The sequence below is a fragment of the Phenylobacterium sp. genome, assembly GCF_044372605.1.
GTDB lineage: Bacteria > Pseudomonadota > Alphaproteobacteria > Caulobacterales > Caulobacteraceae > Phenylobacterium.
The window spans coordinates 1-22,186 of the sequence record NZ_JBILRO010000032.1 but is presented as its reverse complement, the minus strand read 5'-3'; the positions used below and the strand labels follow the sequence as shown (position 1 = coordinate 22,186).

General features: G+C 63.9%; 29 protein-coding genes. 14 read left to right on the top strand and 15 right to left on the bottom strand.

Annotated features, from left to right (window positions below; genetic code table 11):
* On the bottom strand, positions 1 to 1,050 hold a 1,050-nt coding region (locus tag ACIQ42_RS04910), incomplete at its 3' end, for an adenosylhomocysteinase (RefSeq protein ID WP_397421089.1).
* Between the two features lie 166 nt (positions 1,051 to 1,216).
* On the opposite strand from ACIQ42_RS04910, the gene ACIQ42_RS04905 reads away from it, so the two are divergent.
* Both ACIQ42_RS04905 and ACIQ42_RS04900 read left to right on the top strand, forming a co-directional pair.
* Positions 1,217 to 2,143: an ABC transporter ATP-binding protein gene (locus tag ACIQ42_RS04905; RefSeq protein ID WP_397421088.1), complete on the top strand. Its 927-nt coding sequence runs from the start codon at positions 1,217 to 1,219 to the stop codon at positions 2,141 to 2,143.
* A complete protein-coding gene (locus ACIQ42_RS04900) occupies positions 2,140 to 2,901 on the top strand; it encodes an ABC transporter permease (RefSeq protein ID WP_397421087.1) in 762 nt (253 codons plus the stop codon). Before ACIQ42_RS04905 ends, ACIQ42_RS04900 begins: the two co-directional genes overlap by 4 nt.
* 23 nt (positions 2,902 to 2,924) lie before the next feature.
* Here ACIQ42_RS04900 and ACIQ42_RS04895 read toward each other — a convergent pair whose 3' ends face one another.
* From ACIQ42_RS04895 to ACIQ42_RS04875, 5 genes are read right to left on the bottom strand one after another with little or no spacing between them, the layout of a single operon-like run.
* On the bottom strand, positions 2,925 to 3,200 hold the full coding sequence (locus ACIQ42_RS04895; RefSeq protein WP_397421086.1) for an HPr family phosphocarrier protein: 276 nt from the start codon (positions 3,198 to 3,200) through the stop codon (positions 2,925 to 2,927).
* Complete coding sequence (locus ACIQ42_RS04890) at positions 3,197 to 3,601, bottom strand: PTS sugar transporter subunit IIA (protein WP_397399069.1); 405 nt, start codon at positions 3,599 to 3,601, stop codon at positions 3,197 to 3,199. The genes ACIQ42_RS04895 and ACIQ42_RS04890 overlap by 4 nt, the downstream gene beginning before the upstream one ends.
* Before the next feature lie 60 nt (positions 3,602 to 3,661).
* The gene (locus ACIQ42_RS04885) at positions 3,662 to 4,096 is read right to left on the bottom strand and encodes an HPr kinase/phosphorylase (protein WP_397421085.1); all 435 of its coding nucleotides are present in this window, start codon (positions 4,094 to 4,096) and stop codon (positions 3,662 to 3,664) included.
* Positions 4,093 to 5,688 carry a stimulus-sensing domain-containing protein gene (locus tag ACIQ42_RS04880; RefSeq protein ID WP_397421084.1) on the bottom strand — a complete coding sequence of 532 codons (1,596 nt, stop codon included), beginning with the start codon at positions 5,686 to 5,688 and terminating at the stop codon, positions 4,093 to 4,095. The genes ACIQ42_RS04885 and ACIQ42_RS04880 overlap by 4 nt, the downstream gene beginning before the upstream one ends.
* The gene (locus ACIQ42_RS04875) at positions 5,657 to 6,376 is read right to left on the bottom strand and encodes a response regulator transcription factor (protein WP_397421083.1); all 720 of its coding nucleotides are present in this window, start codon (positions 6,374 to 6,376) and stop codon (positions 5,657 to 5,659) included. Before ACIQ42_RS04875 ends, ACIQ42_RS04880 begins: the two co-directional genes overlap by 32 nt.
* A 142-nt stretch (positions 6,377 to 6,518) precedes the next feature.
* Here ACIQ42_RS04875 and ACIQ42_RS04870 point away from each other — a divergent pair, with 142 nt between their 5' ends.
* Positions 6,519 to 8,231: a hypothetical protein gene (locus tag ACIQ42_RS04870; protein ID WP_397421082.1), complete on the top strand. Its 1,713-nt coding sequence runs from the start codon at positions 6,519 to 6,521 to the stop codon at positions 8,229 to 8,231.
* 3 nt (positions 8,232 to 8,234) lie between these two features.
* Here ACIQ42_RS04870 and pseC read toward each other — a convergent pair whose 3' ends face one another.
* Entirely contained in the window at positions 8,235 to 9,392 is a 1,158-nt protein-coding gene (gene pseC, locus ACIQ42_RS04865; RefSeq protein ID WP_397421081.1) for a UDP-4-amino-4,6-dideoxy-N-acetyl-beta-L-altrosamine transaminase, read from the bottom strand.
* 2 nt (positions 9,393 to 9,394) lie between these two features.
* Positions 9,395 to 10,447, bottom strand: a complete 1,053-nt coding sequence (gene pseB, locus ACIQ42_RS04860) for a UDP-N-acetylglucosamine 4,6-dehydratase (inverting) (RefSeq protein WP_397421080.1) — start codon at positions 10,445 to 10,447, stop codon at positions 9,395 to 9,397.
* Positions 10,448 to 10,533: 86 nt separating this feature from the next.
* Here pseB and ACIQ42_RS04855 point away from each other — a divergent pair, with 86 nt between their 5' ends.
* Positions 10,534 to 10,932, top strand: coding sequence for a Tat pathway signal protein (locus ACIQ42_RS04855; RefSeq protein ID WP_397421079.1), 399 nt, complete (start codon positions 10,534 to 10,536; stop codon positions 10,930 to 10,932).
* Here the strand turns inward: ACIQ42_RS04855 and ACIQ42_RS04850 are convergent.
* Positions 10,929 to 11,225, bottom strand: coding sequence for a 4a-hydroxytetrahydrobiopterin dehydratase (locus ACIQ42_RS04850; protein WP_397421078.1), 297 nt, complete (start codon positions 11,223 to 11,225; stop codon positions 10,929 to 10,931). The genes ACIQ42_RS04855 and ACIQ42_RS04850 overlap by 4 nt on opposite strands.
* A complete protein-coding gene (locus tag ACIQ42_RS04845; protein WP_397421077.1) occupies positions 11,222 to 11,881 on the bottom strand; it encodes an HAD-IA family hydrolase in 660 nt (219 codons plus the stop codon). Before ACIQ42_RS04845 ends, ACIQ42_RS04850 begins: the two co-directional genes overlap by 4 nt.
* 72 nt (positions 11,882 to 11,953) lie before the next feature.
* Here ACIQ42_RS04845 and ACIQ42_RS04840 point away from each other — a divergent pair, with 72 nt between their 5' ends.
* The 3 genes from ACIQ42_RS04840 to ACIQ42_RS04830 are packed head-to-tail and all read left to right on the top strand — an operon-like array spanning position 11,954 to position 13,893.
* A complete protein-coding gene (locus ACIQ42_RS04840) occupies positions 11,954 to 12,304 on the top strand; it encodes a VanZ family protein (RefSeq protein WP_397421076.1) in 351 nt (116 codons plus the stop codon).
* Positions 12,301 to 13,107, top strand: coding sequence for a heme-dependent oxidative N-demethylase family protein (locus tag ACIQ42_RS04835; protein WP_397421075.1), 807 nt, complete (start codon positions 12,301 to 12,303; stop codon positions 13,105 to 13,107). Before ACIQ42_RS04840 ends, ACIQ42_RS04835 begins: the two co-directional genes overlap by 4 nt.
* Positions 13,108 to 13,128: 21 nt before the next feature.
* Positions 13,129 to 13,893: a hypothetical protein gene (locus ACIQ42_RS04830; protein WP_397421074.1), complete on the top strand. Its 765-nt coding sequence runs from the start codon at positions 13,129 to 13,131 to the stop codon at positions 13,891 to 13,893.
* A 1-nt stretch (position 13,894) separates the two neighbouring features.
* Here the strand turns inward: ACIQ42_RS04830 and ACIQ42_RS04825 are convergent, their stop codons facing one another.
* Positions 13,895 to 15,394, bottom strand: a complete 1,500-nt coding sequence (locus tag ACIQ42_RS04825) for an MFS transporter (RefSeq protein ID WP_397421073.1) — start codon at positions 15,392 to 15,394, stop codon at positions 13,895 to 13,897.
* A gap of 200 nt (positions 15,395 to 15,594) precedes the next feature.
* Here ACIQ42_RS04825 and ACIQ42_RS04820 point away from each other — a divergent pair, with 200 nt between their 5' ends.
* Entirely contained in the window at positions 15,595 to 16,125 is a 531-nt protein-coding gene (locus tag ACIQ42_RS04820; RefSeq protein WP_397421072.1) for a hypothetical protein, read from the top strand.
* A 4-nt stretch (positions 16,126 to 16,129) separates the two neighbouring features.
* Here ACIQ42_RS04820 and ACIQ42_RS04815 read toward each other — a convergent pair whose 3' ends face one another.
* Genes ACIQ42_RS04815 through ACIQ42_RS04800 form a run of 4 tightly spaced genes read right to left on the bottom strand, consistent with a single transcriptional unit; the run spans position 16,130 to position 18,180 of the window.
* Positions 16,130 to 16,615: a hypothetical protein gene (locus tag ACIQ42_RS04815; RefSeq protein ID WP_397421071.1), complete on the bottom strand. Its 486-nt coding sequence runs from the start codon at positions 16,613 to 16,615 to the stop codon at positions 16,130 to 16,132.
* A 37-nt stretch (positions 16,616 to 16,652) separates the two neighbouring features.
* A complete protein-coding gene (locus ACIQ42_RS04810) occupies positions 16,653 to 17,315 on the bottom strand; it encodes a hypothetical protein (protein ID WP_397421070.1) in 663 nt (220 codons plus the stop codon).
* Complete coding sequence (locus tag ACIQ42_RS04805) at positions 17,312 to 18,022, bottom strand: HupE/UreJ family protein (protein WP_397421069.1); 711 nt, start codon at positions 18,020 to 18,022, stop codon at positions 17,312 to 17,314. The genes ACIQ42_RS04810 and ACIQ42_RS04805 overlap by 4 nt, the downstream gene beginning before the upstream one ends.
* Positions 18,019 to 18,180 carry a hypothetical protein gene (locus ACIQ42_RS04800; protein WP_397421068.1) on the bottom strand — a complete coding sequence of 54 codons (162 nt, stop codon included), beginning with the start codon at positions 18,178 to 18,180 and terminating at the stop codon, positions 18,019 to 18,021. Before ACIQ42_RS04800 ends, ACIQ42_RS04805 begins: the two co-directional genes overlap by 4 nt.
* Before the next feature lie 219 nt (positions 18,181 to 18,399).
* Between ACIQ42_RS04800 and ACIQ42_RS04795 the strand changes: the two genes are divergently transcribed.
* From ACIQ42_RS04795 to ACIQ42_RS04770, 6 genes are all read left to right on the top strand, one after another.
* On the top strand, positions 18,400 to 19,761 hold the full coding sequence (locus ACIQ42_RS04795; protein WP_397421067.1) for a tyrosine-type recombinase/integrase: 1,362 nt from the start codon (positions 18,400 to 18,402) through the stop codon (positions 19,759 to 19,761).
* Positions 19,758 to 20,813 (top strand): hypothetical protein, encoded by a 1,056-nt coding sequence (locus ACIQ42_RS04790; RefSeq protein ID WP_397421066.1) that lies wholly within the window; start codon positions 19,758 to 19,760, stop codon positions 20,811 to 20,813. Before ACIQ42_RS04795 ends, ACIQ42_RS04790 begins: the two co-directional genes overlap by 4 nt.
* 100 nt (positions 20,814 to 20,913) lie before the next feature.
* Positions 20,914 to 21,138 (top strand): helix-turn-helix transcriptional regulator, encoded by a 225-nt coding sequence (locus ACIQ42_RS04785; protein WP_397421065.1) that lies wholly within the window; start codon positions 20,914 to 20,916, stop codon positions 21,136 to 21,138.
* A complete protein-coding gene (locus tag ACIQ42_RS04780; protein WP_397421064.1) occupies positions 21,135 to 21,524 on the top strand; it encodes a hypothetical protein in 390 nt (129 codons plus the stop codon). The genes ACIQ42_RS04785 and ACIQ42_RS04780 overlap by 4 nt, the downstream gene beginning before the upstream one ends.
* Positions 21,521 to 21,793, top strand: a complete 273-nt coding sequence (locus ACIQ42_RS04775) for a PC4/YdbC family ssDNA-binding protein (protein WP_397421063.1) — start codon at positions 21,521 to 21,523, stop codon at positions 21,791 to 21,793. The genes ACIQ42_RS04780 and ACIQ42_RS04775 overlap by 4 nt, the downstream gene beginning before the upstream one ends.
* Positions 21,794 to 21,889: 96 nt before the next feature.
* Positions 21,890 to 22,186: hypothetical protein (locus ACIQ42_RS04770; RefSeq protein ID WP_397421062.1), on the top strand; the 297-nt coding region annotated here is incomplete at its 3' end.

Below are 22,186 nucleotides of genomic sequence, written 5' to 3'. Positions count from 1 at the left end.
GTCCCACTTGAAGTTACGCAGGCCGGAGATCTGGATCTCGGAATCGAAATGGCCGATGTTACAGACGATGGCGTTGTTCTTCATCGCCCGCATGTGGTCGACGGTCAGCACGTCCTTGTTGCCGGTGGCGGTGACGAAGATGTCGCCCTTGCCGGCGACGTCGTCCATGGTCTGGACGTCATAGCCTTCCATGGCCGCCTGCAAGGCGCAGATCGGATCCACTTCGGTGACGATGACGCGCGCGCCGCCGTTGCGCAGCGAGGCCGCCGAACCCTTGCCCACGTCGCCGTAGCCCAGGACCACGGCGACCTTGCCCGAAAGCATCACGTCCGTTCCGCGGCGGATGGCGTCCACCAGGCTCTCGCGGCAGCCGTAGAGGTTGTCGAACTTGGACTTGGTGACGCTGTCATTGACGTTGATGGCGGTGAACGGCAGTTCGCCGCGCTCATGCATCTGGTACAGGCGATGGACGCCCGTCGTGGTCTCTTCCGACACGCCCTTGATGGAGTCGCGGATCGCCGAATAGAAGCCAGGCTTCTCCTTCAGGTAGCGCTTCATCACGGTGTAGAGGGCTTCTTCCTCCTCGTTCTCCGGCTTGTCGAGGACGCTGGCGTCCTTCTCGGCCTTGGGGCCCAGGACGCAGAGCAGGGTGGCGTCGCCGCCGTCGTCGAGGATCATGTTCGGATAGCCGCCATCTGACCACTCGAAGATCTTGTGGGCATATTCCCAGTACTCGATCAGCGTCTCGCCCTTGATGGCGAACACCGGGGTGCCCTTGGCCGCGATGGCGGCGGCGGCGTGATCCTGGGTCGAGAAGATGTTGCACGACGCCCAGCGCACGTCAGCGCCAAGAGCCTGCAGGGTCTCGATCAGCACGGCCGTCTGGATGGTCATGTGCAGCGAGCCCGCGATCCGGGCGCCCTTCAGCGGCTGCGATTTGCCGAACTCGGCGCGCGTGGCCATCAGGCCCGGCATTTCGGTTTCGGCGATATTGATTTCCTTGCGACCGAAGTCGGCCAGCGAAAGGTCCTTCACGATATAATCGGTCATCGTCTGTCCTGAGGTCGAAGGGCTGTGATTGGCGGCCCCTATAGCCGTCGAACCATCTTCTAGCAATCGGATATAAAGAAATCCTTATGTTCCATTTTGGGGCACGGCGGGCAGTTTTGATCGCCCAGCCGTCGCAGGATGCTATGACCGCACTGCAGGAGAACCCGTGCCGCCCATCATCACCATACAGGCTCTGTCGAAGACCTATGCCGGGGGCTTTCAGGCCCTGAAGGCCGTCGACCTGTCCATTTCGCGTGGCGAGATTTTCGCCCTGCTGGGCCCCAATGGTGCGGGCAAGACCACCCTGATCGGCATTGTCTGCGGTCTGGTGCGGCTGACGTCGGGGTCCGTGGTGGCGGATGGCCACGATATCCAGACCGACTTCCGCGCCGCCCGGGCCAAGATCGGCCTGGTGCCGCAGGAGATCTCCACGGACGCCTTCGAGACCGTCTGGGACACGGTGAAGTTCAGCCGTGGACTGTTCGGCAAGCCGCGCAACGACGGCTATTTGCAGAAGGTGCTCACTGATCTCAGTCTGTGGGACAAGAAGGACGCCAAGATCCAGGCGCTCTCCGGCGGCATGAAGCGGCGCGTGATGATCGCAAAGGCGCTTTCTCATGAGCCCACGATCCTGTTCCTGGATGAGCCCACCGCCGGCGTCGACGTCGAGCTACGGCGGGACATGTGGGAGATGGTTCGCAAGCTGCGCGACGATGGCGTCACCATCATCCTGACCACCCACTACATCGAGGAGGCCGAGGAGATGGCCGATCGGATCGGGGTGATATCTGGCGGCGAACTGATCCTGGTGGAGGAGAAGGCCGCCCTGATGCGCAAGCTGGGAACCAAGCAGCTGACCCTGCATCTTCAGGAACCGCTGGCCGCGTTACCTGGCGGGCTGGCCAGCGAGCCACTGGAACTGGCGGCGAGCGGAGCGGAGCTGATTTACACTTTCGACGCCCAGGCCGAGCAGACCGGTATAGCCGATCTGATCCGGCGGCTGGCCGGCCACGGCATCGACTTCAAGGATCTGCAGACCCGCGAAAGCAGTCTGGAAGATATCTTCGTCAGCCTGGTGCGGAGCCGGTCATGAACGTGCACGCCATCCGCGCCATCTATCAGTTCGAGATGAACCGCTGGATACGCACCATTGTGCAGTCAGTGGCCGCGCCGGTGATCTCGACATCGCTCTATTTCGTCGTGTTCGGCGCTGTGATCGGGGCCCGCATGGCCTCGGTGGACGGCGTGAGCTACGGTGCCTTCATCGTACCTGGCCTGCTGATGTTGTCGATCCTGACCGAAAGCGTGTCGAACGGCAGCTTCGGCATCTACATGCCGAAGTTTGCGGGTACGATCTATGAGGTGCTGTCGGCGCCGATCTCCTCGGCCGAAGTGGTGCTGGGCTATGTGGGTGCGGCCGCCACCAAGTCGATGGTGCTGGGACTGGTGATCCTGGCGACGGCGCGGATCTTCGTGCCCTACGAGATCAACCACCCGTTCGTAATGCTGGGCTTCCTGGCGCTGACCTCGGTGACCTTCAGCCTGTTCGGCTTCCTGATCGGGATCTGGGCCGACGGCTGGGAGAAGCTGTCGATCATCCCGACCCTGGTGATCACGCCCCTGACCTTCCTCGGCGGCAGCTTCTATTCCATCGACATGCTGCCGGGCGTCTGGAAGACGATCGCCCTGTTCAACCCGGTGGTCTACCTGGTCAGCGGGTTCCGCTGGAGCTTCTACGGCGTGTCGGATGTGGGCGTCGGCGTCAGCCTGGCGGCGACGCTGGGGTTCCTGGTCGTGTGCCTGGCGGCGGTGGCCTGGATCTTCCGAACCGGGTGGCGATTGAAGACGTGATTGCGCGGACCATCATTCCTCGCCTACTCGTCCTCGTCGAACCGTCCGGCGACCAAAGCCGCCAGCGCCTCAATGGCGGCGACGGCCTCTTCCCCTTCGGCCACAATGTCGATGGTACAGCCGGTAGCGGCGGCCAGCATCATCAGGCCCATGATCGAGCGGGCGTCGACGGTCTGGCCTTCGCGGGAGACGCGAACCTCGGCGTCAAAGGTAGCCGCCAGCTTGACGAACTTGGCCGAGGCGCGGGCGTGCAGGCCGCGCTTGTTGACGATCTCGACGGTTCGGGCGGCTTCGCTCACTTCTCTCCGGCCAGAACATAGGAGGCGACAGAGATGTACTTTCGCCCGGCTTCCTGAGCGGCGGCAACCGCTTCTTCAAGCGTTACGCGGCTTCGCACGCTGGCCAGCTTGATCAGCATGGGCAGATTGAGCCCGGCAATGACCTCAGCCCTCGTTTGCTCCATGACCGAAATCGCCAGATTGGAAGGGGTGCCGCCGAACATGTCGGTGAGCAGCACGACGCCTTGGCCCTGTTCCACCCGACCGCAGGCGGCCAGGATGTCCTGGCGACGTCGCTCCATATTGTCGTCGGGACCGATGCAGATGGCCTCGACCGCCAATTGAGGGCCAACCACATGCTCCATCGCGGAGATAAACTCCTGCGCCAGTCGGCCGTGCGTGACGATCACAAGGCCGATCATGCCTTATCTTCCAAGGGGCATCCCCACCCGATGGCGCCGGAACGACAGGCGCGCGCGGAGCTAAATACGCCTCTTGTGCGCCGCGTCAAAGGCCGAGAGAGCGAGAACGATCTTGTGTGGCGCCGTTACCTCGAAAGGGTCGATCCGGACTTGCGGGATTTGGACGCCCAGGAAGGGCGCGCATTCAGGGTCCGGCAGGCGTTCCGCAGGCCCCAACTGGACCAGCAGCGTAATCTCGCTGAAGGCCAACGGGGCGACCTGGACGATTCCCTGGCCACGCACCTCGATCTGTCCGGCCAGGATATCCGGTGCCCGGCCGTAAAGCCGACCTCCCGCCGACCAGAGCAGCACGCGGTCATCGGCGACCAGCCGGAAGCCGTGGTCCAGTGCGCGGATCGCCAGATCGCTCTTGCCCGCGCCCGATGGCGCCTCGATCAACACACCCCGCCACAGCCCGCCCTGTCGCCGTGCAATGAGGCCGGCGTGCTGGATCATCCGACAGCTTCGGGGAGCACCAGGGTGAAGATCGCCCCGATGATCCGGCCGTCAGGATCCAACCGATTGGCCGCTGTCAGCCGACCGCCGTGGGCTTCGGCGATCTGGCGCGCGATGGACAGGCCAAGGCCCGAGTTGCCGCCGAAGGCCGCGCCGCGCGGCCGCGACGTATAGAACCGCTCGAACACCGTCTCCAGGTTCTCCTGCGGTATGCCCGGTCCCTCATCGACTACGGATAACACGACCTCGCCGCGCGCCCGCTCAAGGCTCACCGTCACCGCACTGCCCGGAGGACTGAAAGACCGAGCGTTGTCGACCAGATTGCGAACGATCTGGCTGAGCGGCCCCTCCCGACCCAGAACAACGACCACACCCGGATCGTCCGGAGGCGAGAATACAACGCCCACGTCGGCCAGCTTGGCGGTCGCCTGGTAGAGGCCCAGGATGTCGCCGATGAGTCGACCGAAGTCGACCCGCTTCGGCGCATCCCTCGACAACTCGGCATCGAGCCGCGAGGCGTTGGAGATGTCGGTGACCAACCGGTCCAGGCGCTGGACGTCGTTCTTCAGGATACCGAGCAAGCGTTCGCGCGACGGCCCGTCCCCGACCAGATCCAGAGTTTCCACTGCGGAGCGTAGCGAGGTCAGAGGATTGCGGATCTCATGAGCCACGTCGGCAGCGAAAGACTCGATGGCGCCCATCCGCTCGCTGAGCGCCTGGGTCATGTCCTCGAGGCTTCGGGTCAGATCGCCCACCTCGTCATCGCGGCGGGCCAGATCAGGCAATGAAATCTCACCGGCGCGGTTCTGCCGTACCCGGTCGGCGGCGCGGGCCAGCCGCAGGACGGGCTGAGCCACAAGACTGTTGAGCAGCAACGACGACGCCAGGGTCACAAGGATAGCAATCAGGATGAACGGGATCAGGGCGGCGCGTTCGCGCGCGATGATGGCGTCCACATCGCTGGCTTCCAGGGTCACGACCCCAAGCACCGCACGCACATGCTGGATGGGGATCGAGACCGAAACCACCCGCGCCCCATTTTCGCCGCGGCGCATCCCGGCGTGCCGCTCGCCACCGAGCGCCGTCGTCACCTCGAGGGCAAGTTCCCTGCGCACCTCGGCTACCGACGGCGGTGTCGGATTAAACAACCGATCAAGGCCCATGCGGGGATTGTCACGATCCTTGGCCGGCGGGAGGGAGCGGCTTTCGACCTCGTCGGTAATCCAGTCGCTGTCAGCGACCAGGCGGCCCCGGGCGTCGAAAAGACGGGCTCGCTGGGCCTTCGGGTTGGATAGGGTCTGCAGCAGTTCAGTGGCCAGCGCCGCGTCCATCTGCGGCTCTGGCTCGCCCACCGTCGCGGCCTGATTCAGGATGCTGGCGATAAGCTCGCCCTGTGTTGTCAGGCTGTCGATCCGGGCGTTCACGAGGCCACGGCGCAACTCATTGAGCACCAGGGCGCCGGAGATCAAGATCGCCAGGCCCAGCAGGTTCAACGCCAGGATCAGCCGCCCGAGGCGCGACCCCGGCAGATTGCGCAGACGCGACCGCCGGGCCGGCGGTTCAGGACTCGCGGTATCGGTAGCCGACGCCATAGAGGGTTTCGATCGCGTCGAACTCAGGGTCCACCTCGCGGAACTTTTTCCGCATGCGCTTGATGTGACTGTCGATCGTGCGGTCGTCGACATAGACCTGATCGTCGTAGGCCGCATCCATCAGGTTGTCGCGACTCTTCACGAAACCCGGACGCTGCGCCAGCGACTGGAGCAACAGGAACTCGGTGACGGTGAGCTTCACCGACTTGCCTTCCCAGAGGCTTTCATGGCGGGCCGGGTCCAGGGTCAGCTTGCCTCGCTTCAGGGCACGCGCCGCCACATCAGCCGTCGCCATCGATGGCCCCTCAGAGCCGTCCATCTCGCCACGCCCGGCGCGGCGTAGCACCGCCTTGACCCTCTCGATCAGCAGGCGCTGGCTGAATGGCTTGTGCATGTAGTCGTCGGCGCCGAGGTTGAAGCCCAGGATCTCGTCAATCTCCTCGTCCTTGGACGTCAGAATGATTACAGGCATGTCGGAGGTCCGGCGGAGGCGGCGGAGAACCTCCATGCCGTCCATGCGCGGCATCTTGACGTCCAGGATGGCCACATCCGGCGGGTCGTTTTCGAGCGCAGCGAGGCCGGAGGCGCCGTCATAGTAGGCCTTCACGGTGTGACCGTGGCTTTCAAGCGCGAGGCTGACCGACGTCACGATGTTCTCGTCGTCGTCCACCAGGGTGATTTTCGCCATCTCGGGTTGGTGACTCCATTGCCAAGCCTCAGCACGCTACTGAACCGTGACTTTGACCTCAATGGGGCCGCGCCATTTAACCGGCAAAGTCAACGTGACCTTAAACTTGTTGCAGGAGTTTGCCGCCTCTCGAGGTGCCTCCATGGATAGATATAACGTTCACTTCGAGGTGTTTGTCCGGAAGATACCCGGCGCGCCCTGGTCCTTGCTGCTGGCCACCGAAGATCGGGGCGGTGCGGTCAAGGTCGCCAATGAGGCAATGGCCGAGCGTCGTGTCGCCGCGGCCAAGGTCACCAAGGAGACACTCGACGAGGAAACCAACGAGTACCGGGCCGTCGAAATCCTGAAGCTTGGCGCTGCAGGGGTGGCCGCCAAGAGCCGACCGACCGTCGAAGCTCAGCCTCTCTGTGTGACGCCACAGGACCTCTACACACTGCACGCCCGCGAACGGATCAGCCGCTTGCTGGAGATCTGGCTGGAACGCAACAACGCCACGCCGTTTGAACTTCTGCACAGACCAGACCTTGTCGACCGACTGGAATCCTCCGGCCTCGATCTGCAACACGCCATCCAGAAGGTATCGATCCCTGAGGCTCAGGCGCGCAACAGGTCCGTACATGAGATGATGCGCACCTTTCAGGCCCTGATCGACCGCACGGTCGTTCGGTTGATGCACGATGCGCAAAAGGGGGTCCTGCCCAATCTCGCGAAGGAAGGCTTCGCGGCTGTCGCGGAGCGCGTGGTGAGCGATCCCGAGCGTGCCTATCTGCTGGGCGCTGGCGTGGCGGCTGAGATCGCCCCTGCCAAGACCTGGTCCGAGAAGGTCGAGCGCCTGATGGATCTGGCGGACGCGGCGCCCAAACAGGGCCCGGCAAGGGGTCTGGCGTTCATGGTCCTGCAGCAGCCTCTCGCGGAGATACTGGAAACCAAACCCGGCATGATCGACATCATGGGCGGCGGTCGTCATCTCGGCGGCGCTCTGGCGGCAATGACCCGTCTGGCCGCCTATGAATCGGTCGATCGACTGATGAAGGTAGAAGCCTCCGTCGCCAAGGTAATGCCTCAACTGTCACCATTGGCGCTGCGCCTGGCCATGTTGCTGGGCAGCGAAGCCTTCCAGGATACACGCGCTGCGATCGGGCGGCGTATCCTTCGCGAGTTGACGGGCGGGCGGCGGCTGTGCCCGGGTGATGCTGCGGGCGAGATAGACTTGCTGCGTGCGCTCGGCATGTCCCTGACCGCAGCATCCGGGAAGCTGTTACCCTTGGAAGAGGTGCAGTCGGCGTTCACCACCAGATCGAAAACCCTGGTCACCGGCGACTTTGTGGAAGCCTATCTCGTCCACAAGACCACGGCGGGCGGGGAGTTCGAGGCCTTGGTCTGGCTTACAGAGAACGTGATCGGCGCTGCAAACAAACGCCAGGCCGGCGGTTGGTTGAAATCGACGGCCAACTCCCTGCGGTTCAACAAGGAAATGGAAGCCCCGGAGGAGTCGCCCACGAAGCGCCTGGCCCGCCTTGCGGCCATGCAACGCTCGGCAGCACGATGTGGCCTCAGCCCGGAAGATTCCTTGCCCATCCAAGAGAAACTGGGTGAGATCGGCGGAGAAATTGAAGCCCGCGCGAAGCTCACGCAGACCCTGGCCCGCGCTGAGGCGCCGATCCTGCAACGACTGACCTGGCTGCTGAAAATGGCGGGCGGCGATACCGCCCCCTCCGGGCCCGCGGCAAAGCGGGCCCGCGTCGAGGCTATGACTCTTGTCAAGCAGGGTGACATTCACACCGCCCTGACCGCTGAACCGGAGCAGGTGGAGACGTTTCGCGACCTGATCCAGCGGTCCGGTCTGGCAGCCTGACCCTCAGGCCAGGGCGGCCTTCAAGGCCAACGCGACGTGGTCGATATCCTCGTCCGACATGCCCGGATATAGCGGTAGCGACAGGCACCGAGCGTACCACGCCTCCGCGCCCGGCAGTGATTGCGGGCCATAGAGCTTCCGATAGTAGGGCTGGGTGTGAACCGGGATGTAGTGAACCTGGCTGCCAACGCCCTGCGCCTTGAGCGCCTCGACCACCTGCCTCCGCGAGCGCCCTGCGGCCTCGAAGTCGATCAACACCGTCATCAGGTGCAGTACGGGATCGCTCCAGGCGGGCTGAGCGGCGATTCTGACGGTCGGAGCCAAGGAGGAGAGCGCCTTCTGATAGGCGGCGGCCAATGCGCGACGGCGCGCGGCAAAGCGGGGGAGCTTCTTCAGTTGCGACTGACCGAGTGCGCAAAGGATGTCCGGCAGCCGGTAGTTGAAACCGGGCTCCGGCATTTCGTACCAGGGGTCGCCTCCCGTCGGTCGCACCATCCCGTGGCTGCGAAGGGTGCGTAGCCGCCCGGCGAGGGCCGTATCATTGGTGGTGACCATACCGCCTTCGCCTGTGGCGATGGTCTTCACCGGGTGAAACGAGAACGTAGCCATCGCGGAGTGGCGTACGTCGCCGACGGTTTCCGCGACATTGCCGTAGCGCATCGTGGTCCCAAGGGCATGAGGCGCGTCTTCCACCAGCACTGCGCCGGCGGCGGCCGCCAGACCCGCGAGAGCGGGCAGGTCGACCGTATCGCCCCTGAGATGCACCGGGAGAACTGCGCGCAGGCACCGGCCACCGACTTTGGACAGCGCCTCCGTCAGCGTCGCGGGCGTCATCAGGCCGCTGTCTGGATCCACGTCCGCGAAGATCACATCGGCACCGACGTATCTGGCGCAATTGGCCGTGGCCAGGAAGGTAATCGAGGGCGCAATCACCACTTCCCCGGGTTTCACGTCCAGGGCCAGCATCGCAAGGTGCAGGGCCGCCGTACCGTTCGAGCAGACCACGGCGTGTCGTGCGCCTACGGTGGCGGCGAAGGCCTGCTCGAACGCCTCGACGGCCGGGCCAGTGGTGAGAAAGTCGCCGCGCAACGCCTCTGCCACGACGGCGATGTCATCGTCATCGATGGTCTGGCGGCCGTAAGGGATGATCGGGCGCTCCATCCCTAGTCGTTAGCCCGCCGCCGCCGCTCGTGCGCGGCGCCGGCCTCCAGCATCCGGGTCAGGCCTGCGCCATCCAGCCAGTCATCATTGGTGTCGCTGGCGTAGCTGAATTCCTCGGCCAGCCGACCCCCGGTCAGCGGGACCCGAGTGTACTCCACGAAAGCCGGTTCGATGGCGTAACGATCCCCGAGGTCGACGGTGTTACGGGCGTCGTCGGCAGAGATCATCATCTCGTGCAGCTTTTCCCCGGGGCGGATGCCGACAACCCTGGTGGCCAGATCCGGCGCCATGCTGGCGGCGATGTCGGTGATCTTCATGGACGGAATCTTTGGTACGAAGATTTCACCGCCGTGCATGCGCTCCAGCGACGAGAGAACGAAGTCTACCCCCTCGTTCAGGGTGATCAGAAATCGGGTCATCCTGACGTCTGTGATCGGCAGTTCCGTGGCGCCGCGCTGGATCAGGCGCTGGAAGAACGGGATCACGGAGCCCCTGGAACCCACCACGTTGCCATAGCGGACCACCGAAAACCGCGTGCCGATGTCACCAGAGAGGTTGTTGGCCGCCACGAAGGTCTTGTCCGATGCCAGCTTGGTAGCGCCGTAGAGGTTGATCGGGTTGCACGCCTTGTCGGTGGACAACGCCACGACCTGCTGAACCCGGTTGGCCAGGCACGCGCGCACCACGTTCTCGGCGCCCATGATGTTGGTGTGAATGCATTCCGAGGGATTGTACTCGGCCGCCGGCACCTGTTTCAGGGCGGCGGCATGAATGACGATGTCGACACCACGAAAGGCCAGCGACAGGCGTTCGCGGTCCCGCACGTCGCCCAGGAAGAAACGCATGACCTTTAGCTGTTCGGCGGAAAACCGCTCGGACATGTCGATCTGCATCTCGCTCTGTTTCAGTTCATCGCGGGAATAGACGATCAGCTTTCGCGGTTTGCTGCGTTCCAGAACGGTTTCAATGAAGCGTCGACCGAACGAGCCGGTGCCGCCTGTGACGAGAATCACCTTGCCGTCGAGGTCGAGGGTGGTCGGTGCAAATCGGCCCAAGGGGCGCTCCCGTCTCGCTGCTTCGAGCCCTGTTCTCGCAGGCGCACGTAAAGAGACCGCTAACCATAACCCTACATAGTGGGACTATGGATCGACGCCTCTTCCTCATCGCTTCGGTCGCCGCTGGCGGCATACCACGCGCTGCTCTGGCGGCAGGAGCCGAGAAGAAGGAAGCGGGCGGCGGCAATTATGTCCCGATCCAGACGCTGATGGGCACCACGCTTCGCGGCAACGGTCGTCGCGGCGTGCTTTCGGTGGACTGCGGGCTGGAAATACCCGACGCAGCGTTGCGCACCCGCGCGGAACAGTCAGCCCCGCGCCTTCGAGCAGCCTATCTGCAGACGGTGCAGGCCTATGCTGCGGGACTTGGTCCTACGGCCCTGCCCAACGCCGAATACATCGCCAGCGCCCTTCAACGTCAGACAGACGCGGTCCTGGGTCGCCCGGGCGCGCGCCTGCTGCTTGGCGGCATTGTGGCGAACTAGGTCTGGCCCGAAGCCTCGTCCATGAAACTGGCCAAGGTGACATCCAGCTCTGTGACGCCGTCGGCGTCATGGGTGGTCAGGATGACATCGACGCGATTGTAGACATTGAACCATTCGGGATGGTGATCCAGCTGATCCGCCCGCAGGGCGACTCGGGTCATGAAACCGAAGGCTTCATTGAAGTCCTTGAAGCGGAACGTGCGCTGGATGGCGTCCCTCGCCCCTTCCAGCGCCTGCCAGCCCGGCAGACGCGCCAGAGCAGCCTTCGCGCCGATCTTCTCGGGACGGATCATGCCTGCGGACCCGCCTCGAAGGTCAGGCCGGTGAGGACGGAAAGCTCGGCCAGGGTCTGTTCAACACTCACCACCTTGATCGCCTTCATGCCCAGGCCGGCCGCCGGCTTGCAGTTGATGCCGAGGTCATCGAGGTAGATGCAGGCCTGCGGCGTCACACCCAGTTGCTCGCACATCATCAGATAGATCTTCGGGTCAGGCTTGCGCACACCGGCCTTAGAACTTTCGATGATGGCGTCGAACAGGGGCATCACCTGCGCCATCGCCCCGGCGGCGCGCTGACCGGCATCCTGCCCGGGGCTGTGCATGGAGACCACGTTGTTGGTTATGCAAGCCACTTTGAAGTGCTGTTTGCAGGCCTTCAGCGCCGCCACCATCTGGGGCCGCAACGCTCCATTCAGCAGAGGCAACACATCGGCGCCGCGCACCGGGTGACCCAGCGCGGTCGACTCTTCGAGAAACAGGGCGTCGAACCGGGTGGTGTCCACTTCGTTCCGCTCAAACAGAGCCCAGGCGTTCGTATCGGGATTGGTGGCGTTGACGCGCCGGATCAAATCCTTCGGCAGACCCCTTTCGGCCTCGAACCGATTGAAGGCCTCGAACGGTGAGGTCGTGAATACCCCGCCGAAATCCCAGATCACCGCCTCGATCGTCAACACATCGCTCCTGCACCAGACCTGCGCTGCTACGACCTAGAGAGCGGCGGCGGTACGTGCAAGTAAGGGCGTATGTTGCCTCACCGCTTTGCGCGCCCGCTCCGCCTTTCGCTTTTCGCGCTGGCCGCGGCGATCCTGCTGGTGTTGTGCCTGCTGCCCTCCCGCGATCTGCCGGATACCGGCGTGGGCGACAGATTTGAACATACGGCGGCGTGGTTCGTGCTCACGATCACCGGCTACCTCCTGGCGCCGAACCGGACGCTGGCGATCCCCGCCTTTGCCCTGGCTTACGGCGCAGCCATTGAGGTGATGCAGGGTTTTGTAGGCCGCCATCGCGATGTTCAGGACCTTGTGGCCGACGGCATCGGTGTGGCGTTGGCCGTGGGCGTTTTCTTCCTGGCGCGACTGGTTCTACGCAGATGAGCCTGCGCCACGCCCCCTGGGAGGAGGCCGCCGAGTTCCGCATCGGACTGAGGCCGATCCCGATCTGCGATTGGTTCGAAGGTGGCGAAGCCGACCTGGCCAAGAGGAAGACGGGCCTGCTGGCCGCCGACCCGTCGGCCGTCTGGTCCGAGACCCCCGGGTCCCGACCCGCGCAGGCTGAGTTCCTGGCGATGCTGTCCGGGGCATTGCAGCGAGACATTACGTCCGATGGCCGGCCGCCGCTGCTTGTGGCCGCCGGAGAGGTCGCCGATGATCTGTGCCTGATGGAAAAGCGCGGCGACGCGTGGCGGCTGACCGCGCTTTCGCTCTGCGCCGGCAGTTTCTTTACGGCATCCGAAGTGATCGGACGCAGCCTGGCTGAGTTGCACCGGCCCGTCACCGGGTTCGAGGCCCGGCTGTTGACGCGGGTAGAGCGGATATTTGACAACCTGCGGCCCGACACACTGCTGGAACGCCGCAACTGGAGCCTGGTAAGTTCGCCTGACCTCTACGCGCCAGACCCCGGGCCTATGCGCGCCGCAATCCCGGATATCGACCCGGACAGCGCCGCCAACGCCCTTTTTGCAAGGGTCGAGCGCCAGACCCTGCGCAAACTTCCGCAGACAGGCGCTGTCGTCTTCACGATCCGGGTCTGGATCGACCCATTGAGCGCCATCGCCGCCGACCCTGAGCGACTGGCCCGCTTCGCGCGGGCCTGGCGAACCGCGCACCCTGATTTCCGCGCCTACAAGCAGCTTAACCTCTATGACGCTTTGGTCAGCCGGGTGATCGACGGCGTTTGACCGGACGACTATGGTCGGCAGATGTCACAGCCTGCCGGACCATCCCCGTTCATCTACCTCGCAGTGCCTTGCTATGGCGGCGGCCTCCATTTGCACTTCGTCAATTCGATGCTCGCCCTGCAGGACGCCTGCCGCGAACGTGGCATCGGATTGCATATCGACCTGATGGGCGGCGACGCCCTGATCACCCGGGCCCGGTCCCGGCTGGCGGCGCAGTTCCTGGCGCATCCCCAGGCGACGCACCTGATGTTCATTGACGCCGACATCGGGTTTCTGCCGCAGAACGTCTTCCGCTTGCTCGACGCCGACAAGGACGTGGTCGCCGGCGTCTATCCGTTGAAGCGGGTGGATTGGGACAAGGCGCGCCGCGCCGCCAAGGCCGACGTCGCCGACATCATGGCCGCGTCGGTTGGCTATGTAGTTCGCTTCCTTCCCGACCCGAACAACAGCGTCAATGTTGAGGAGGGATTCGCCCAGGTCGCGTATGTGGGAACCGGCTTTCTGATGATCCGGCGCGACGCGATGCAGCGGGTCTGCGACGCCCATCCGGGGCTGCGGGCCAAGATGGGTGATATGGCCGACAGCATGGCCAAGGAAGCAGTGATGGTCTTCGACACCCTGATCGAGCCGGAAACCGGGCAGTACCTTTCCGAAGACTATGCCTTCTGCCGCCGCTGGCGCGACCTCGGCGGCGACATCTGGGCCGACTTCGAGGCCCGCCTGACCCATGTCGGACACACGGCCTACAGCGGCAGCCTGCTGCAGGCGTTGCAGTCCGGCGTCTGATCTACTCCGCGGGTTGTGGAGACCCGCCCTGGATCCGCCCCTGCTGTTCCGCCACCACGGCGGCGCGCGCCTTTGCGCGGTGTTCGGTCAGCGCAAGCTTGGTCGCTTCATAACTGTTCCGGTCGATCCGGTACTGGGCATAGAACACGATCGCAATCAGACCAGGAATAGACGCCAGGATACCGTCCCATAGGGCAAGGTTGAACATCACGTCGGCGGGGACCTGCCCGGGAACCGCCTTGGCGGGGAAGTTGATCATGGTGATCACAAAGCCGGCCAACGCAGCGCCGATCGCCTGATCCATCTTGGCGGCGAACGCGCGGGTGGAATAGAGGATGCCCTCCTGCCGGATTCCGTAGCGCAACTCGTTCTGGTCGGCGATATCGGCCAGCGCCGACATGACGCTGATCTGCAGGACGGCCACCGAGGCGTAGGCGACGGTCGCGAAGGCGATGACGATCGGCAGCAGATAGGGCGTAGACTGGCTGAGAACGCCCATCAACCCCAGACCCAGCGGGATCATTGGCACGATGCAATAGATCAGGCCCGAGATGATGATTGTGTTCTTCTTGTCGATCTTGCCGTGCAGGCGCGGGGCGAAAACGAACGCGGTCAGGTACCCGGCGAAGCTGCCGATGATGAACAGGCTGAGCTCCTCGCTGTTGAAGCCCCAGTAGAAGGTGTTGGTGTACATCCGCAGGCCTTCGCGAAGGCCCAGCATCATCGACAGGAAGAAATAGGCTACAAGCAGCCACACGTAGTTGATGTTGCTGAGCGCCTTGGCGATATCGCGACCGAACTCACGGACGCTGAACCCGGGGGTCTCGGCGGCGCGTTGGGGCAGGAAAGGGATCCGGTCCCGGGTGAACCAGGCCGAGGCGAACAGCGCTGCGACCGCCGCAATCGACATGGCCAGCGCAAAGGTCGGCCAGGGTTCAGGATTGAGGATGCCGCGCGGATACTCCGGGGTGGAGGGGAAGAATATCCGTAGCGCGATCGTGGTCGTGAAGGCGCCGCCGACCCAGACGAAGAAGCTGTTGTAGGCCATCACCTTGGAACGCTCGGTGTAGTTGGGCGAAAGCTCTGCCCCCAGCGCCAGGTGCGGCGTGTGGAAGAAGGTCATGGCCTGGCGTAGCAGGATCACTGCCACACCGAACCAGATCAGCAGCCCGGTCTGGTCCAGGCCATCCGGCGGGTTGAAAATGGCATAGAGGCTGAGACCGATCGGAATCGGGGCGGCGTACATGTAGAGATGTCGCCGCCCGAAGCGCGAGCGCGTCCGGTCTGACCAGGAACCCACGATCGGGTCTGACATGGCGTCGAACACGAGGCTCGCCGAAACCGCCAGCCCCGCCAGGTGGGCCGGGACACCCAACACCTGATTGTAAAAAAGGATCGCGAAGCTGGATACCGACAGCAGGGCGATGGTCTCGGCGGCGCTGCCAATACCGAACGCCAGCTTGGTTCGGACCGGCAACCGGTCCGTCTCTGGGTTGGTCATCGCGTTTCCTCATATCGTTCTGAAGACGATTGAGGAGAGGAAGCCCTACCCGATGAGCGGCGTCAATCATCGCATACCCAAGCTTCGATCAGGCTGCGTAGACACCAGCGTCTTTTCTGGCCTTCCGGACTGGGCGCGGAGCTCGCGCTTTGTGTAGAGTGCGCCGGTCGCGCATCCAGGTGCGACGGGGGGTCCGGCCTATGAAAAACCTGCTCTTACTGACGGCCTGCGCGATCACACTCTCGGCCTGCTCACCTGGAAAGCCCGCCGGGCCGCAGATCGCCGCCGGCGCCAAGTTCAATACCGACCTGTCAATGGCAGAGTTCATGGGCCACTTCGTCGACCCGGCGGCGTTCATGTACTGGAAGGCGTCGGGCACCGAGATCACCGAAGCCGGAGAGCGGGACCTGTCGCCCACCACAGACGAGGGTTGGGACGTGCCGGTGACGGGCGCGACCATGTTGATGGAAGCCGGCAACGCCATGCAGCTGCCTGGCCGCACCCGCGCGCCGGAGGCCGACTGGATCAAGTACGCCCAGCTCCTGACCGAACGCGCCGCCATAGCCCGCGCCGCCGCCGAGAAGCGCGACAAGAAGGCTGTGTTCGACGAGGGAGGCCGCGTCTACGAAGTCTGCGTCGCCTGCCACACCCAGTTCGTGATCGAGCCTGAGCTGAAGACGAACGGTTCTGCGAAGGGCGATCCTCTGCCGGGTGCGGCGACCGTGAAGTGATCAATCAGCGGGTCAAGCCGTCGCGACAGTGGCCGTGAGGCCCACCGATGCGGTCGGAGGGTCGTTCAGGTGTCATGCCTTCCAGATCGCACCTCTGGCGCTCACGCGCACCCGCCCATAGTGGGCGATGAGGCGGATCAAACCAACCGCCCGGACCGCTGGCGAACCGGCTCTGACCGATGGCCACACTCAGCCGTCCCGTCTCACCCAGCGGGATATCCGTCCTGGCGTAGAAGCTGCGGTAGCCGCGTGTCCCGACTCCCGCCGCGATCTCGCCGTGCGGCCGTCGATCGTCACGCACGCTATAGAGCCAGATGTCTTCAGCCTCCCGCGCGGCGACGGGTGAGGTCTTGAGATAGTGATCGATCTGATCCGCCACGTTCATGGGGGTTAAGGCCGTAGCGGTCACCACCGGCGCGTGGGGCGCCAGGGTTTCCGCGGCCGCCGGGGCGGCGGCCATTAGACCAAGCAGAGACAGGGTCAGACACATAGGACGAGCCTCCAGTTCCGACATCTGAGCGCGCCAATTACGGCGAAGTTGTTGCAGGCCGGGCCTCGGCGGCCGGAACATTGGCCCGGATACCGGCTTCATTTCCAGGCTGGCCCGCTGGAATCAATGCGTAGAATCCGGACAATCGAAGCCGGACAACCACCGGCCTTTCGCTCGAATTGGAGAACTGCCAGCCCTGGATCCCATCGAACGGGGCGGTCAACGCGCCCTGCTGGCGCAGGCCGAACGCCTGTTTGTAGGTAGCCACGGTCATCGGCTGGCCCGGCGCAGGGGTGGTATGGCCATGCTGATCGTAGCGGAAGTCACGCGGCTCTGCGGTCCCGACCACTTCCCAGGAATAGATCAGGGTGGCGTCCTTCTGCATGCGGACCTTGTACTCAAGCTCGGATTGGTCAGCACCGGCCAGGAAGTCTCCCAGAGGGATTTCCACAACATCCGTCCTGAAGGGCAGGTCATACTCCCGCGCCCGCGCTGCGCCTTCACTGGCAGGATCGACCACCGTTTCATCAGGCGCCCATAGGCGGCTTAGACCTGAGAGCTTGCCCACACCCAGTGGGTCGCGATTGAACTCGACCGGCAGAATCGCGCCGAGCACGATCAAGACCGCCAAGACCAGCGCGCCAAGTATCGCCAGGATCAAACGTCCGCGCGGCATCGGTCGCACAGGCTCCCTACTCATGTGACAGCTCCATCAAGGACGTAGCCCGCGATCTGATGGCCGGCCAAGACGAACCCCGCCAGCATCAGGAGAACATTGACCCCCTGGGCCATGGGCTCGAACGTACGTGTCCGACGCCACAGGACCATGGCGGCCAGGATCACGACGAGCGCTAACCCCTGACCGATCTCGACGCCGACGTTGAACGCCAGCAGATTTACCAACAGGCCGTCAGGATTCAGATTGAGGGCCTGAAGTTTGGTGGCGAGGCCAAAGCCATGGATCAGGCCAAAGCCGAACACGGCAGCGCGAGGGTCGGGCTGCACACCGAAGAGCGTACGGAAACCGCCAAGGTTCTCCAGCGCCTTCCAGGCCACAGACAACCCGATCACCGCGTCGACCAGGTGCGGATCGACCCTGATCTGGAAATAGACCCCTGTCAGCAGGGTGATGGAGTGACCCAGCGAGAACAGGCTCACGTACAGCACAATGTCCCGCATCCGGAACAGGAAGAAGATCACACCCACCAGGAACAGCAGGTGATCGTAGCCGGTCACCATGTGTTTGGCGCCGAGATACAGGAACGGGACAGGGTCGGGGCCTCTGGTCGCCGCGACGAAGGCCGCGTCTGTGCCGCCAATGTTGTGGGCCAGGGCCGCTGTGGCGAAGACCACGGCCGACAGGGCGACGAACGCCGCAATCACCCGAGGGCGCGCCTGCCCGCTCAAGGCTTCGACCCGTACCCAGCCCCGATCAGCGTCGGCGCAGTGTAGAAGGGAACGTCCTGCTCCAGAAACAGGGGGATAAACATGAACAAGGGCCGGGACACCGATAGGGCGGCGACAATGGTCCCCGATATCGCCGCCTTGATCACAAGGTACAACATGGCGACCCCCAGATGACACCAGCGCCACGCTGGCGCACCCGACACGATTCGAACGTGTGACCTTTGCCTTCGGAGGGCAAGCTTTCGAGATATGTCAGCGTTTCCTGTCGCAGCTTGATGCTCATAGACTATTGAAATAACAGTGAGTTCGTGGCTTGTTCGTAGTCGGTGGTATCGGGAGATTTCCTCCTTGGTGCGGACCCGGTGCGGACCCGTCAAGTGCCTAAAGCTGTTGTTCGACAGAAACTTACGAAAACGGTCTGCGATGATGCGCGGACCACAGAGGGCCGGTTCATCGTCTGGGACACGGAACTGCGGGGTTTCGGTCTGCGGGTAACGGCTGCCGGTGTGAAGACTTTCGTTGTCCGATACCGGGTGGGCGGCGGGCGGACTGGCGTTGAGCGCATGTATACGCTGGGTCGCTATGGCCCGGAGTTTCTGCCGGAGGCGGCGCGCAAGGCGGCACAGAAGGCCTTGGCGGAGGTGGTCGGTGGTGGCGACCCGCAGGCCGGGCGCGCGCTGAAGCGGGCGGAGATGACCGTCGAAGACCTTTGTGAACTCTACGTCAAAGAGGGTTGTGCGACCAAGAAGGCAAGCACGCTCAAGACCGACACGAGCCGGATCGAGCGGCACATCAAGCCGTTGCTGGGTCGGAAGCGTCTATCCAATGTCCGCCGGGCGGACGTGGAGCGGTTTCTTGCCGACGTTGCGACCGGCAAGACGGCTGTGACGGAGAAGACGAAGGCGCGGGGCAAGGCGGTGGTGACAGGGGGCAGGGGCGCGGCAACGCGGACACTGGGCCTGCTGGGGGCGATCCTGGCTTTTGCGGTGGATCGGGGCCTGCTGCCGACGAACCCCGTTCGCGGCGTGAAGCGATTTGCCGACCGGAAGATGGACCGTTTCCTGTCGCCTGCGGAGGTATCACGGCTAGGGGTCGCTTTAGAGTCACTGGAGACAGAAGGCGCGCACCCGTACGGGCTTGCGATTGTCCGGCTACTGGCGCTCACCGGCGCCCGTAAGTCAGAAATCGCGGCCCTGCGCTGGAGCGAGGTGGATCTGGAGCGGGGCGCTTTGCGGCTCGCTGACTCGAAGACCGGCGAAAAGACCATCAGCCTGTCACCCGGCGCGGTTTCAATTCTGGCCGACGTTGAGCGGCACGCGGACATTTCGTTCGTGTTCCCCTCAACGAGGGCGATGCAGACCAAGGCGCGAGGCAGGTCGCCTCTCAAGTTGGCGAGGAGTGAAGCTGAACCGGCGATGGTAACACGCGGCAGGGGCGCGGCGACCCGAACCTTGGGACTGTCGAGCAAGGGTCACTATCAGGGCGCGGCCAAGGTTTGGGAGGAAGCTCGAAAAAGGGCGGAACTTAGCGATGTGCGGCTCCATGACTTGCGACACACGTTCGCTAGCTTTGGCGCGGCGGGGGGATTCGGCCTTCCGGTTATTGGCGCGCTACTGGGCCATCGGCATTCGGCTACCACCGCGCGCTACGCACACCTTGCAGATGATCCCCTCCGCAAAGCGAACGATTGGATCGGCGGCGAAATCGGGGCTGCGCTTGATCGGAGGGTCGCGAGTTGATCGACGATGATCCATCGACTCTCCTAGAGGACATGCATCGCGCAAACGGCCATGGCTGCATTGCGGGTGTGCATTTCGACTTTCGCCTCGGCGAGATAGGCGAGGGGCGGGAGCCTGTTCACGCGCTCCGGAGTTTCAAAGGGCGCGGTGATTGGGGTGCGAGGGGTATCTGGCCTTTCAACAAGGCTCCGTGCCTCACCTTTCCATGGTCACCACCCCCACCAAAAACCTATCTTCGCGCACGCGCGAAGCTTGAAGGGGTTGCGCGGCTTCGAGACTTGGCGCGGTACGGCCCCCACGGCCATGCCAATGCCGGGGACAGCGTATTGGTCTCGTCGGTAACGCAACATTGGTACGGCGACGAGTTTGATGCCCCTGTCGATGCTTTACTTTTTCGCGTTCGCTACGTCGTAAGGCGTCCGGACGGGCACCAAGACCGCGTCAGGGGCTACTCCATCTATGTCCACCGCGATTCGCACTGGGCAGTCCGCGTCGGGCCAGTAGGAACTCAAGGAGGGCTTAGCCTCGACGTCGTCAGAAACCGCTTGTCCGCGCATTTGAGCCCAGGCGACGTTGATGAAGCTGGGAATCCAACCTCGCAGTGCGAAGTGTCCGCTGCAAACTGCCTCGATATCCTCAACCGCCTAGAGCCAGAAGTCTCAAGACTACGCGGAATGCCAGGATCGCCAGTCGAGGCGAACCGCGAGCAGTCGTTGATCGAGGCGGGCTTCTACCTCGCGAAGGCAGAGGCCGCCGTTCTGATGGGACCACATGCCGCGCGTGGTCTCGTCAACGAAATCGCACTTGAAGACGCTACTGAAAAACGGAGAGAGGCCGGCAATCCGGTACGAGCGGCGGCGCGCGCCTGCATCGCGGCAAACCCAAAAACCTCACAGGGCGCCTGCGTGAAGGAAGTCGCGAGTTCATGTGGAGTCGGGCAACGCTCCGTTGAACGCACGATTGCGCACATGTTTGAATGGCGCGCCCTTGCGGATGGACGACAGGAAAAACGCCCAAAAGCGGAATACCTGCCAAGGGCCGGTACCCCCTGACAGACCGACGATGTGCCGGGCTTGTCTCCGGTGAGCCGCTCCCCGGCACGATCAAACGCCCCCAGGATCGCCCATCGCAATTCAGCGACGGAGCGAAACGATGGAAGACGAACTCTTGGACACGAGCCTGGTCGCCAGGACGTGGGGAATAGCAGAGGTCACGCTGCGCAAGTGGCGGATCTTGGGGGTCGGGCCGCCCTTCATGCGGCTGGGCCGAGCGGTTCGCTACCGTCGGGCTGATCTGGACGCCTTTCTATCGAGCCGGGCTTTCAGGAACACCACCGAAGCCGATGTGGCTGCCTCAGCAGTGGAGGCGGCCCAATGACGGAGAAAAACAAAAACCCCGGCGCCGGTGGAGCGGCGCGCGGGGCTGGTGGTGTTGCCCTTGGACAGGCATCCGCTTCTAGCAAACCGCATCGGTCGCGGGAAGCGTTGACGGCGCAGGTTCTGCCAAATGGCGAACCGGTGACGGTGGTGGGTCGGCAGGCGCAGACTTTGCGGCTGCTGATAGCGCGCGGGGCTGCCGGGTTCACATCGGGCGAAGCCTCCCCCCTCGGCTGGGCACGCCGAACGTCGCACTACGTTATGCAGTTGCGGCGGGCGGGATTCCCAATCGGGATGGTCCGTGAACCGGCTACCGATGGCTCGCGGGTTGGTCGCTACTTCCTTGGTTCGCCGGTGGCGGTCCTGGCTGAAGGCGATGCGGTATGAGCGGGCTTCCGGTGGTGGTCCGCACCTTTCCGCTGGGCTCGCGTGCTGAGTTGCGTGTCATCCTTGACACCTTCAACGGCCAACCGCGCGTCGATATGCGGACGTGGTGCGACTATTCAGTTGGTCCATCGCATGTGCGCGGTCCAACGAAGAAGGGTGTGAGCCTCTATCTCGCCCACGTGCCGGCGCTGGTCGCCGCCCTGGGTGAAGCCCTCGACCACGCACGCGCGCTCGGTTTCATGGAGAAAGGGGGCACTGACGCCGCCTAGGGGCGCAGGCGGGCGTTGGGAGTGGCGACGGGCATTTGCGCCCGCCTGTCCGGCCCATGCGCCCGCCTGACGACTACGGGCGACGGGTGGTTAGCCATGTCGACCAAGAAACCCAAACACGGAAGGACCTTGAGCCACGGTCCGCCGGACAACCAGCCGTGGTTCTGGATGACCCGCACCATGCTGGGCACCATCACTTTCAGAGCTTTAGGGATATCCGCCCGGCGGATTCTTGATGCGGCGTTGTTCGAACACATGAGCCACGGCGGCGCCGACAACGGGAATTTGGGGCGGACCTATGAGCAGCTTGAGCTCTGGGGCGTGACGCCGGCTGATGTCCGCAAGGGATTAGCAGAGCTCTACGCAACTGGTTTCCTCCGGCAGACGACGCAG

Coding starts and splice junctions, on each gene's coding strand:
- ACIQ42_RS04880 (WP_397421084.1), bottom strand. CDS start 5,688: ATGGCGTCGGCTACCGATACCGCGAGTCCTGAACCGCCGGCCCGGCGG.
- ACIQ42_RS04825 (WP_397421073.1), bottom strand. CDS start 15,394: ATGACCAACCCAGAGACGGACCGGTTGCCGGTCCGAACCAAGCTGGCG.
- ACIQ42_RS04890 (WP_397399069.1), bottom strand. CDS start 3,601: ATGATCGGCCTTGTGATCGTCACGCACGGCCGACTGGCGCAGGAGTTT.
- ACIQ42_RS04900 (WP_397421087.1), top strand. CDS start 2,140: ATGAACGTGCACGCCATCCGCGCCATCTATCAGTTCGAGATGAACCGC.
- ACIQ42_RS04775 (WP_397421063.1), top strand. CDS start 21,521: ATGAGCGGGCTTCCGGTGGTGGTCCGCACCTTTCCGCTGGGCTCGCGT.
- ACIQ42_RS04815 (WP_397421071.1), bottom strand. CDS start 16,615: ATGTGTCTGACCCTGTCTCTGCTTGGTCTAATGGCCGCCGCCCCGGCG.
- ACIQ42_RS04870 (WP_397421082.1), top strand. CDS start 6,519: ATGGATAGATATAACGTTCACTTCGAGGTGTTTGTCCGGAAGATACCC.
- ACIQ42_RS04810 (WP_397421070.1), bottom strand. CDS start 17,315: ATGAGTAGGGAGCCTGTGCGACCGATGCCGCGCGGACGTTTGATCCTG.
- ACIQ42_RS04885 (WP_397421085.1), bottom strand. CDS start 4,096: ATGATCCAGCACGCCGGCCTCATTGCACGGCGACAGGGCGGGCTGTGG.
- ACIQ42_RS04820 (WP_397421072.1), top strand. CDS start 15,595: ATGAAAAACCTGCTCTTACTGACGGCCTGCGCGATCACACTCTCGGCC.
- ACIQ42_RS04785 (WP_397421065.1), top strand. CDS start 20,914: ATGGAAGACGAACTCTTGGACACGAGCCTGGTCGCCAGGACGTGGGGA.
- ACIQ42_RS04850 (WP_397421078.1), bottom strand. CDS start 11,225: ATGATCCGTCCCGAGAAGATCGGCGCGAAGGCTGCTCTGGCGCGTCTG.
- pseC (WP_397421081.1), bottom strand. CDS start 9,392: ATGGAGCGCCCGATCATCCCTTACGGCCGCCAGACCATCGATGACGAT.
- ACIQ42_RS04800 (WP_397421068.1), bottom strand. CDS start 18,180: ATGTTGTACCTTGTGATCAAGGCGGCGATATCGGGGACCATTGTCGCC.
- ACIQ42_RS04780 (WP_397421064.1), top strand. CDS start 21,135: ATGACGGAGAAAAACAAAAACCCCGGCGCCGGTGGAGCGGCGCGCGGG.
- ACIQ42_RS04855 (WP_397421079.1), top strand. CDS start 10,534: ATGGATCGACGCCTCTTCCTCATCGCTTCGGTCGCCGCTGGCGGCATA.
- ACIQ42_RS04830 (WP_397421074.1), top strand. CDS start 13,129: ATGTCACAGCCTGCCGGACCATCCCCGTTCATCTACCTCGCAGTGCCT.
- ACIQ42_RS04835 (WP_397421075.1), top strand. CDS start 12,301: ATGAGCCTGCGCCACGCCCCCTGGGAGGAGGCCGCCGAGTTCCGCATC.
- ACIQ42_RS04840 (WP_397421076.1), top strand. CDS start 11,954: ATGTTGCCTCACCGCTTTGCGCGCCCGCTCCGCCTTTCGCTTTTCGCG.
- ACIQ42_RS04875 (WP_397421083.1), bottom strand. CDS start 6,376: ATGGCGAAAATCACCCTGGTGGACGACGACGAGAACATCGTGACGTCG.